Genomic DNA, 10,102 nt, shown 5'->3' with positions numbered 1-10,102 from the left:
CAAGCGCATATTGCCCAAGAACTCAAAGCCTTATGCAATGAGGATAATAGCTGGTTTTATTGCGCACAAATGCTCATTGTAGCTCAATTTCAAGGCATACCTATTGAAGAAATTGCTGTGCGTTGGGAAGATGACCCTGCAGATTCTAAAGTGAAAGTCTTTGCGCTCTCACGCACCTATTTAAAACAAATATGGCGTTTATATAGGATTTTACACAAAAAATAAGGAATGTGATGAAACAAGCAGTATTAATAGGCAGAGGATATTGGGGCAAAATCTTGCAAAAATACATACCGCAGTATTTTGTTTTGCGCGGTGTCTTTGGAAGTGATGTGGCAAGAGAGGATTTAGTAAAGATTCTGCAAGAAGTTGATGTTGCCTTTATCGCTACGCCCTTGTGTGCGCATTTTGATTGTGCCTCCCTTGCATTAGAACATCATTGCGATGTATTTCTTGAGAAGCCAAGTGTTAGGAATAAAGAAGAATTTTATACCTTATTAAATCTCGCAAAAAAGCACAACAAAATACTTTTTACGGATTATATCTACACATTTTCACGCTCGATTACTTATGTGCTCAATCTCCTTAAAACTCACCCAAGCCCCATACGCTCACTTTATGCAAATATCGCCCAATATGGAAACTTTTATCCTAATGAAAGTGTGCTAGAAGTCATTGGTGTGCATTATTTGAGCGTTTTTGCCCTTATGCAAGAAATGCAGCTTTTACAAGAGCTTTGTGTTAAAAAATGCACATTCTTAGATGAGAAAAGCCAAAGTGCCACTCTAGAGCTTAGCGCACAAGCAAATCATATAGTGGAGGATAAGATAAAAGAAAATAAAGAGGAGATTCGCGCACAACTTGATTGTTCCTTGCTTGATCATACAAAAAAGCGGATTTTGCGCATTCAAACAGAGGATTTTACATTATCGATTGATATGTTAGCTTCTATGCCCCTTACAATCCACACTCATAGCGCAAAATCAAATCTACATACACACATTTTGCCACTTTTTGATGAGACAAATAATCTCACCCTCGCGCTTGAAAGTTTTCAAAATATGGGCGAAAATCCACAAGCTTACACGGCACATTTGCGTTTATGTGAGGTTATCTTAGGGCTGCTTACCCACGCCCACGATGTGAGCTACAATGCCAAAACAAAATAAGTATGATTGCATTATCATCGGGGGCGGATTCTTTGGAGCATATATCGCGCTTTATCTCAAGGCAAAATACCAATCTATCTTGCTTTTAGAGCAAGAGAGCGATTTACTTTTACACGCAAGTCTTAATAACCAAGCCCGTGTGCATAATGGCTATCACTATCCACGTAGTCTCTCTACGGCTATAAGTAGTTCGCGGCATTTTCAACGTTTTTGCAGGGAATTTGCCCCAGCGATTAAAGATGATTTTTCAAAGTATTATGCAATTGCAAATATTGGTTCAAAGACTTCGAGTGTGCAGTTTTTTAGGCTTTTTAAGCAATTTGGGATTCCTATAGAATCTGCTCCTTATTATATCAAAGCAATGTTTGATTCTCGCCTCATAAGTGATGTGTTTAGTGTGCGTGAATGCGTATTTGATGCTCATATCTTACGCTCGATTTTAAAGGATACTCTCCACCTAAAACACATAGAAATAGCCTTCAATACCCACGCTATTTGCGTGCGAGAGGATAAAAAAGGCTTGTGTGTGGATATTACTGCTTCTCATAGCATAAAAAATTGTGCCTCAAAGCCACCTAAACTTCACCATAATGTGTTAAATCCACCCATAAGCACCCTCTATGCACCCTTAATCCTTAACTGCACTTATGCAGGGATTAATGATTTATTATTCCATTCGCATTTGCCCCCGCTCCCACTTAAATTTGAAATGACAGAAATGGCTCTTGTTAGCATTCCAAGCGCACTTGAAAGAATTGCCATAACCATTATGGACGGGAGCTTTTTCTCACTTATGCCTTATCCTGCAAAAGCAACCTATACATTAAGCCATGTGCGCTACACACCACATTTTGCGTGGCAAGAGAGCGTAGATTTGCCTAATCCCTATGAGCTTTTATGTAACTTTAAGAGCAATGTAAGGAGTTCTTTTCCACTGATGCGCGCAGACTGCAAACGATATATGCCACTATTGGAATCTTTAGAATATGTGGATTCACTCTATGAGATAAAAACCCTGCAAGTGCAAAATGAAATTGATGATGGTAGACCTATTGTATTTGCCAAAGACTATGGTTTAAAGGGCTTTTGCACGATAATGGGTGGAAAGATTGACAATATTTATGAGATTATAGAGCTACTTGAAACAGAATCTCTATAAAGCAGAAGGATTCTAAGGCTTTACTTCTTGTGCAAGAGCTTTTTATCATAAGTGATGCAGCAAAAGAGGCTAGGGGAGCTTAAGATTTTATGGGTGGATATATCGGCATAAGCTATCTTGGAGAAATGTGCAAATGCTAAGATTTATAGTTTTTGTGAAAATGCGCGTTGTAAGGTAAGGGCATTATGATGTATTTTTTGTAATCCCTCATTGCTTATTTGCGGAGTAGAATCTAAATCTTTTGAATCTTTATAGCCCCATAAAGCACTGATTACCGCGCACATATCCGCATTTTTTAGCAGTGATATATTCATAGTGCTAATTCCTCCAATCGCACAAAGAGGAATATGAAGCGTGGCTTTGGCAGATTCTAGAATCTCAAGTGGTGCGCGGGGGGCATTTGGCTTTGTAGGTGAGGGAAAAAAGCTCCCAAAAGCGACATAATCTACCCCCAAAGATTCTAACTCCTGCGCTCTTTGCATACTGCCATAGCTTGAAGCTCCCAAAATCCCCTTAAATCGTGCCCTCGCTTCTGTGATTGCGCCATCATCTTTCCCCAAATGTAGGGCGGGAGCATTGAGCCTTAAAGCCAAAGTAAGCCTATCATTTAGCACAAAAAGGGCGTTATATGCTTCACATAAGTGCATAAGCTCCTTTGCCTTTGGGTAAAGCCAAGCATCGCTATGGCTCTTATCGCGTAACTGAAAGATTTTTATCCCTGCCTTGAGAGCAGATTCTAGGCATTGAGGCAGTATATCATAGGGGGTGAGAATCTCATCACTAATGGCATAAATGCCTTGCAAATGCTTAGATGTTGTCATTTAAAAATCTTTATACGAGCTTTATTTTTACAATCTCTTTTTCAAGCTTTAGGCTTAAATCTGGGCGATAGGTATGCTCTTTGTCTTGTAAAGAGATATTTTCTATCGCCTTAAGATAATGTGCTAAAAATTCCATTTTTCCCCCTAGATTCTATCGTTTAGCTTTGGTGTATGTTTTTTGCCGCTGTAAGGCTCCCAAATGGGTTGCTCAAAGACATCGGGGATATTTTGTAACACTTCAAAAGGCGCAAAACGCTCCTTATAACCCATACAATAATGATCTTTTATCCAATAGCCCGGATAGAAGTATTTAAGCCCATTTTCTTTACCGATTTGAATCTGCTTAAGGATATTGAGCGTGCCTAAGCTATAAGGGGCAAAACGATGATCATAATAAAAATATACCGCAGTGATACTATCAAAAAGCGCATCGACAAGCCCCACACCAATAAGCTGTGAATCTATAAAATACAAAAACTCATAACCAAAGTCTTGATGCCCATCAACAAACATATCCATATAAGATTCAGGGGTGATAGGGGTGTATTCCCAACCTTTTTTATCACGCATCACGCGATGATAGCGATTATAAAGCTCAATGTGGGCTTGAGAAATAGTGGGCTTTTGTATGTAAATATCGATATTTTCAGCCTTTTTTAGCACTCGCTTATGATTTTTGCTAAAATTGAACTGATTGATTAAAGTGCGTATAGAAATACAATCCGTGCAGCCCTCACACATAGGCGTAAAAAAGTAGTTTCCAAACCGCCGCCACCCGCGCTCAAGTAGTCCATAATAAAAACTTGGTGTTACATTTTGGATATGAAAATAGCGAAAAATACTCTGTTTTGAATCAATATAGCTACAAGTCTTCTTATCCGAATAGAATTCAACTAATCTCATTTTGAGCCATTCATCACTTGATATGCTCATAATTTTTCTTAAAGGTGCTAACTTTGAGTAAATAGCGTCTGCCCTCATCAGAGGGGAGTTTTGAGCGAAGTGTATCATAGACTTTTGAGGCAGAGAGGGCATTAATGCGAGAGAGAGCTTGATTTTTGTCATTATGAAATGTCCTTAGCACAGCCCCAGCCCCTGCATTATAAGCAGTGATAACACAATATTCTTGGCTTTGTTTGTTTTTAACATCTCCAAGATAGCGATTAAGCAGTATGCTAAGGTATGCTACGCCATAGTGGATATTGGTTTCAGGGTCAAAAAGCATTTGTTTTGTAGGCATTCCCTTTTTGCCATTAATAAGCTCATACGCGTCTGCTCCTGCGGTGCTTGGGACAACTTGCATTAGTCCATAAGCAGGTGCGCCACTGACTGCATAGGGATTGAAGTTAGATTCTGTTTGGATAATGCCTAATACAAGGGAGGGGGAGACATTGTATTTATGGGCATATTTAATCACAAGATTCTCATATCTATGCTCACTTTTACTTTGATAATCTCCCACCATTTGCAAATTGACATAATCTATTACCTTGCCATTGCTATCTTTACGCGTTTTGAGCTGATGTTCTATCAAGTATTTTGCATATTTTTGAGCGCGCCATTGCGTGAGAATATCTTGCCCCTCATTGTCTTTAATAAGCCCCGCAAGAAATGGCTCGCCTTGAATCTCAAAATTAGCACCTGAATATAAATCTACCTTGCTTGGATCTTGGGGCATCAAAAGGGTGTTAATAATGGCTTTTTCTAATGTAGTTACGCCATCAATAGATTCTATGGTGATTGTGCCATTACTAAAATCAATGCTTGTTTTTGTTTTGTAGGCATTAGCATATTTGACATAAGTTTGCGCACTTGGCAGAGTTATATCCTCTGTGCTCCACTGCTTAGCGACATTGCCACTAAGGGCTGGGGTGGATTTATTGTATTGTTTTTTTGCCTCTTGTATATCGCGCAAAAGTGCTTTTTTATCGGTTGCGTAGATGCGAAGCTGATTACCTGCAATTTGCCTCATCGCATAGTGTGGATCATCGTCTATGCTAATTTGTGTAGCATTTTGAATGCTTGAGCAAGCAGTTAAAAAACACACAAAACTCAAAGAAAATATAAAATATGAAAAAATAGCTAGAAAATGGGCTAATATAGGCATAATACGCAAGAATACTCCATAAATATAATTTGGCTTTAAAGATTCTAATCTTTTAAATGCTGATTTTATCCTAAAAAGTTAAGATTTTATCCATAAAAGCTTATGTGTAGCATATACAAAGGATAGATAAAAATGCTTTTAAGCCATTATCAAAAAGATGTAAGATAATGGGGAAGCAAAAGTAATCTAGAGGCAAAATATGTTATACTCCTTAAGTTTGAAAGTGATATAAAAGTTTTCTCATTATTTTAGATTCTTAGCATAAGAAAACCGAAAGCAGCATAGAAGCTAATGTATGAAAAGGTGCGTTATGGAAATTGTCTTTGGTCCCGTGCATTCTCGGCGGTTTGGACGCTCACTTGGTGTTGATTTATCGCCTCTTGTAAAGCAATGTAACTTTGATTGTGTATATTGTGAGTTAAAAGGTGCAAAAAGTGTGGATTCTATGCGCTCTATTGTGCCGATAAGTGATATTGTAGAATCTGTAAAAAATGCGCTCAATATTTATCAATGTGATGTTTTGACACTTACTGCAAATGGAGAACCAACGCTATATCCGCATTTACAAGAGTTAATTAGCACTCTTAAGAGTATTGTGCCAGATTCTATAAAATTACTCCTTTTGACAAATGGCTCACTTTTATGGAAAGAACAAGTGCGCAATGCGCTAGAAAAGCTTGATATAGTGAAATTTTCCTGTGATAGCTTAGAAGAGAGGGCTTTTAAGCGCGTGGATAGACCGCATTCAAGCCTTTCTTTAGCGCGTATCAAAGAGGGCATTGCCTCTTTTTGTAAAAGTTTTAAAGGCGAGATTGTCGCAGAAGTGCTTTTTGTCAAGGGTATAAATGATAGTATCACTCAAGCACAAGACATCGCGGCATTTTTGGCGGATTTGCCTATTCTGCGCGTGGATATAGGCAGCATTGACCGCCCACCTGCTTATAAGGTAGAGGCGGTGAGTGAAGAGCGACTAGCAGAGCTTGCGCAGTGTTTTTATGCCTATAAACACTTGCAAGTTAATCTCCCAAAGCGCACACAAAGCCCAAATACCACGAAAATAGATATATCTTATGGAGAATCCGCTCATAAAACATCTAGCTGTGAAGAATCTTACCCCCCATCGCAAACCTGTGAAAATTCAAAGCTTTATGCTAATGCGCAACCTTTGCAATCCTCACATTCTCACGCACAAGATTCTAAGCAGACAAAATCTTATACCCAAGAGCAGCTTATTGGTTTGCTTAAAAGACGTCCTTTAAGTGTGGCAGATACGCATAATATGTTTGATACACAAACTTTGGCACTTTTAGAATCGCTACATCAAAAAGGCGGTGTAAAACTCTGCAATGTAGGCTTAGATACATTTTATCAAGTCATAGAATGAAAGTTAAAAATTTTTGATTATAATGCACACGCTTTTAAGCTTAAAGCTATATGGGTTTTAGAAATACTCCATTGAATTAAGAATCTAAGCACAACAAATTACAAGGAGAAAATTATGTTTGAATTGCGCAAGTTGCCTTATGGCACAAATGAGTTTAGCGGTTTTATTAGCGAGGAGACTTTTTCATATCATTATGGCAAACATCACCAAACCTATGTCAATAATTTGAATAATCTCATCAAAGGCACAGAATTTGAAAAAGCAGCGCTTGGCGATATTATTTGCAAGGCAAGTGGTGGTATCTTTAACAACGCTGCACAAGTGTATAATCACGATTTTTATTGGGATTGCATTAGTCCTAAGGCGAGTGAGCCAAAGGGAGATTTAAGTGCGGCGATTAATGCAGAATTTGGCTCTTTGGAATCTTTTAAAGAAAAATTCCTTGCTTCAAGCACAACGCTTTTTGGCTCTGGTTGGAATTGGCTTGTGTATAATTCACAAAACAAAAAGCTTGAAATTGTGCAAACAAGCAATGCAGCTACCCCTGTAACTGAAGGAAAAGCACCGATTTTGGTGGTTGATGTATGGGAACACGCCTATTACATTGATCATAAAAATGCGCGTCCTGCATATTTGGAAGCATTTTGGAAACATATTAATTGGGCTTTTGTATCGACTTCTTATGAATGGGCAGTAAAAGAGGGCGTAAATTCAAGTAAATTCTATATGAATGAACTTCACCCTGTAAAGTAAGCTTAATCTAAAATTTTATTCTTTGCGTAGCGAGCAGTAAGCTTGTTGCGCAATCAATCTTTTATCCTCTGTTTATAGCACTCTTTGAGAGAGGTGTTGCATTTTTATGCTATCATCTCACTTTCTTTCATTTTAAAGCAAAACCAAGGCATAGCTATGACAAAGCAATCTATTCTATCTTTTATCACGCAAGCAATCAATGAGGATTTAGGCAGAGGTGATTTATACGCGCTTTGTGCCCCTAAAAAAAATGCAAAAGCCTATGTTCTTGCTAAAGAGGAGGGAATCTTCTCGGGTGAAATATATCTTCAAGCGCTTATAGCGCATTTTGGATTAAAACTTATAAATTCACTTAAAGATGGTGATTCTTTTCATAAAGGGGCGCATTTGGTGCATATAGAGGGGGATTATGTAGCAATCTTGCAACTTGAGCGCGTCCTGCTCAATATCCTCGCTCACAGCAGTGGTATTGCTACTCTCACACATCATTATGTGAATCTCATACAAGATTTGCCTGTTAAACTCCTTGATACACGCAAAACACGCCCATTATTACGCGAACTTGAAAAATACTCCATACGCAATGGTGGGGCGCATAATCATCGATTTGGACTTGATAGTATGCTTATGCTTAAAGATACACATTTAGCACATATAGAGGATTTACAAGCGCTTATTAGCACTGCTAGGGAGAGACTGCCATTTATGTGTCCTATTGAGGTAGAGTGCGAGAGTTTCGCAGCTGCAAAAGAAGCTATAAGCGCAGGGGCTGATGTGATAATGTGCGATAATATGAGCATAGAGGAAATTCAAAAAGTAGTGAGCTATCGCAATGCTAATGCAAGGCATATTATGCTTGAAGCAAGCGGAAATATCAATCTCTCAAATATACGAGAATACGCCCTAAGCGGTGTTGATGCAATCAGTGTAGGCTCACTCATACATCAAGCACAATGGCTTGACTTAAGCCTAAAAATTGAGAGCTAAAGGTATCAAGTGATAGGCTTTGATAGAGAATCTTTTTTTCTTTATTTGCTTGAGAGGGAGGCTATCACAAAGGGTGTAGGTGATGATTGTTGCCTTATAGATTTTCACTCTAAAAAAAGCTCCTTTCATACTACAAAAAAATCCCCCACGCCACATTTCTTTTATACAAAGCCACACAAAGCCCATATTCCCGCGCAAAATATCACATCACTAGTTATTGGTATGGATAGTTTTTGCGAGGGAGTGCATTTTCTTCAAGGTTGGTTTTCGCCTTATGAACTCGCTCAAAAGGCTTTTTTAGTCAATTACTCCGACATCGTAGCGATGAATGCCACCCCTTTATATGCCACTTTGAGTATAGCTTTGCCAAAATCGTGGCATAAAGTAGAGATTAGGGCATTTGTGCGGGGCGTGGGGGATTTTTGTCGCACTCATCACATCGCACTTATTGGTGGCGATACCATAGGGGCGACTTCCTTGCAGATTCATATTACATTATTTGCAAAGCCACATAAACACACACTTTATCGCGATAAGATTCCACCAAAAAGCCTCCTTTATTACACAAGCGATACATATCCTCGATATACTATCACTCAAAGCCATAAAGTGCTAAAAACCTTACTCAATGCACCTAAATATAAGCCTTTGAGGGCAAAGGGGAGGTTTCTTGCTCCACGCATTCGAAGTAGATTCATACAAGAATGCGCCTCTTTTCTCAAGGGTGGTATGGATATTTCTGATGGTATCTTAAGTGATATGATCAAGCTTTGTGGCATAAATAAGCTAGGATTCAAGGCGTATCTACCACTTTTTGCACCTCATTTGAGGCATTTGCTCCAAAGTGGAGAATCCTATGAAATGTTGCTTGCTATTGCACCAAAGGATAGATTAAAACTTCAAAGAAAAGCGGCTGTGCATAGAATCAAAGTGTGTCCTTTGGGTGCTTTTACACGCAAAAGATATGCCTTGCCTCCACACAAAGCGTGGCATTAAATTAATAAAAGGAGCCTTAATTGATAATTATACTTGCCACAGGTAATCAACACAAAATCCGCGAGTTTAGCGCAATGCTTGGGGATAAAGATATAAAAGTGTATGCGTATGAGGAGATTCTAAAGCCCCTACATATTATCGAAAATGGCACAAGCTTTGCAGAAAATGCCTCAATCAAGGTGCAGGCTATCTATGAGGCACTCTATACGCAATCACAACACCAAGATAATCCCTATACGCAGAATCTGCCACTTTTGCAAGCCCCACTTGCGCTTATTGCAGAAGATAGCGGATTATGCGTGAGCGCACTTAATGGGGAGCCGGGCATTTATAGCGCACGATATGCCGAGTATAAGCATTTTGCTAAGAATCTAGCCCAAGATACACAAAAAATACAGAATCCACACCCTACTCAAGCTCATACGATGACACACAATAGCACTGATAGCGATAATCTGCAATGCTTAATAGAGCAAATTGCACCATTTGCGCCAACTCCTGCGTTTTTTGTAGCTCATATCGCGCTCATTTATGTTAAATCTCTGCCATTATTGCCATTTTCACAATGCCATATTGAGCATTTTGAAGGGAAACTAGAGGGCGTTACTATCAGTGAGCCAAGAGGCAACGAGGGTTTTGGCTATGACCCTATATTTGTGCCAAATGAACATAATCCTTTGCGCAAAAGTTTAGCAGAGTTTGAACCAAGTGCTAAAAATGTTATCT

General features: G+C 38.9%; 11 protein-coding genes and 1 pseudogene. 8 read left to right on the top strand and 4 right to left on the bottom strand.

All coding sequences use genetic code 11. From position 1 onward, the window contains the following. The 3 genes and pseudogenes from J1E28_RS06940 to J1E28_RS06930 form a co-directional block, all read left to right on the top strand. Nucleotides 1-225 (top strand): annotated as a pseudogene (locus tag J1E28_RS06940) (glycosyltransferase); the annotation flags it as partial. A gap of 8 nt (nucleotides 226-233) precedes the next feature. Beyond that, a complete protein-coding gene (locus tag J1E28_RS06935; protein WP_291028146.1) occupies nucleotides 234-1,169 on the top strand; it encodes a Gfo/Idh/MocA family oxidoreductase in 936 nt (311 codons plus the stop codon). After that, nucleotides 1,153-2,328, top strand: coding sequence for an FAD-dependent oxidoreductase (locus J1E28_RS06930; protein ID WP_291028144.1), 1,176 nt, complete (start codon nucleotides 1,153-1,155; stop codon nucleotides 2,326-2,328). Before J1E28_RS06935 ends, J1E28_RS06930 begins: the two co-directional genes overlap by 17 nt. Nucleotides 2,329-2,471: 143 nt before the next feature. Here J1E28_RS06930 and thiE read toward each other — a convergent pair whose 3' ends face one another. From thiE to J1E28_RS06910, 4 genes are read right to left on the bottom strand one after another with little or no spacing between them, the layout of a single operon-like run. Then, entirely contained in the window at nucleotides 2,472-3,149 is a 678-nt protein-coding gene (thiE, locus tag J1E28_RS06925) for a thiamine phosphate synthase (RefSeq protein ID WP_291028142.1), read from the bottom strand. Nucleotides 3,150-3,159: 10 nt separating this feature from the next. Further along, nucleotides 3,160-3,285 carry a hypothetical protein gene (locus tag J1E28_RS06920; protein WP_291028140.1) on the bottom strand — a complete coding sequence of 42 codons (126 nt, stop codon included), beginning with the start codon at nucleotides 3,283-3,285 and terminating at the stop codon, nucleotides 3,160-3,162. A gap of 8 nt (nucleotides 3,286-3,293) precedes the next feature. Then, nucleotides 3,294-4,052 (bottom strand): arginyltransferase, encoded by a 759-nt coding sequence (locus tag J1E28_RS06915; protein ID WP_291028148.1) that lies wholly within the window; start codon nucleotides 4,050-4,052, stop codon nucleotides 3,294-3,296. A 13-nt stretch (nucleotides 4,053-4,065) separates the two neighbouring features. Beyond that, complete coding sequence (locus J1E28_RS06910) at nucleotides 4,066-5,256, bottom strand: murein transglycosylase domain-containing protein (RefSeq protein WP_291028138.1); 1,191 nt, start codon at nucleotides 5,254-5,256, stop codon at nucleotides 4,066-4,068. 310 nt (nucleotides 5,257-5,566) lie between these two features. Between J1E28_RS06910 and J1E28_RS06905 the strand changes: the two genes are divergently transcribed. The 5 genes from J1E28_RS06905 to J1E28_RS06885 form a co-directional block, all read left to right on the top strand. After that, nucleotides 5,567-6,640, top strand: a complete 1,074-nt coding sequence (locus tag J1E28_RS06905) for a radical SAM protein (RefSeq protein WP_291028136.1) — start codon at nucleotides 5,567-5,569, stop codon at nucleotides 6,638-6,640. Between the two features lie 114 nt (nucleotides 6,641-6,754). Beyond that, on the top strand, nucleotides 6,755-7,393 hold the full coding sequence (locus J1E28_RS06900) for a superoxide dismutase (protein WP_291028134.1): 639 nt from the start codon (nucleotides 6,755-6,757) through the stop codon (nucleotides 7,391-7,393). 156 nt (nucleotides 7,394-7,549) lie between these two features. After that, the gene (gene nadC, locus J1E28_RS06895) at nucleotides 7,550-8,380 is read left to right on the top strand and encodes a carboxylating nicotinate-nucleotide diphosphorylase (protein ID WP_291028132.1); all 831 of its coding nucleotides are present in this window, start codon (nucleotides 7,550-7,552) and stop codon (nucleotides 8,378-8,380) included. Nucleotides 8,381-8,389: 9 nt separating this feature from the next. Beyond that, nucleotides 8,390-9,376, top strand: a complete 987-nt coding sequence (locus J1E28_RS06890) for a thiamine-phosphate kinase (protein WP_291028130.1) — start codon at nucleotides 8,390-8,392, stop codon at nucleotides 9,374-9,376. A gap of 20 nt (nucleotides 9,377-9,396) precedes the next feature. Continuing rightward, the coding region (locus tag J1E28_RS06885; protein WP_291028127.1) for a non-canonical purine NTP pyrophosphatase at nucleotides 9,397-10,102 on the top strand (706 nt) is incomplete at its 3' end.

Origin of the sequence: Helicobacter sp. (genome assembly GCF_022511165.1) — a bacterium.
Classification (GTDB): Bacteria; Campylobacterota; Campylobacteria; order Campylobacterales; family Helicobacteraceae; genus Helicobacter_C.
The sequence above is the reverse complement of the archived record's forward strand: the minus strand, read 5'-3'. Positions and strand labels throughout refer to the sequence as shown.

What these genes read in the sequence shown, in the direction of transcription:
- J1E28_RS06930 (WP_291028144.1), top strand. Translation starts at nt 1,153, where the DNA reads ATGCCAAAACAAAATAAGTATGATTGCATTATCATCGGGGGCGGATTC.
- nadC (WP_291028132.1), top strand. Translation starts at nt 7,550, where the DNA reads ATGACAAAGCAATCTATTCTATCTTTTATCACGCAAGCAATCAATGAG.
- J1E28_RS06910 (WP_291028138.1), bottom strand. Translation starts at nt 5,256, where the DNA reads ATGCCTATATTAGCCCATTTTCTAGCTATTTTTTCATATTTTATATTT.
- J1E28_RS06920 (WP_291028140.1), bottom strand. Translation starts at nt 3,285, where the DNA reads ATGGAATTTTTAGCACATTATCTTAAGGCGATAGAAAATATCTCTTTA.
- thiE (WP_291028142.1), bottom strand. Translation starts at nt 3,149, where the DNA reads ATGACAACATCTAAGCATTTGCAAGGCATTTATGCCATTAGTGATGAG.
- J1E28_RS06905 (WP_291028136.1), top strand. Translation starts at nt 5,567, where the DNA reads ATGGAAATTGTCTTTGGTCCCGTGCATTCTCGGCGGTTTGGACGCTCA.
- J1E28_RS06935 (WP_291028146.1), top strand. Translation starts at nt 234, where the DNA reads ATGAAACAAGCAGTATTAATAGGCAGAGGATATTGGGGCAAAATCTTG.
- J1E28_RS06915 (WP_291028148.1), bottom strand. Translation starts at nt 4,052, where the DNA reads ATGAGATTAGTTGAATTCTATTCGGATAAGAAGACTTGTAGCTATATT.
- J1E28_RS06900 (WP_291028134.1), top strand. Translation starts at nt 6,755, where the DNA reads ATGTTTGAATTGCGCAAGTTGCCTTATGGCACAAATGAGTTTAGCGGT.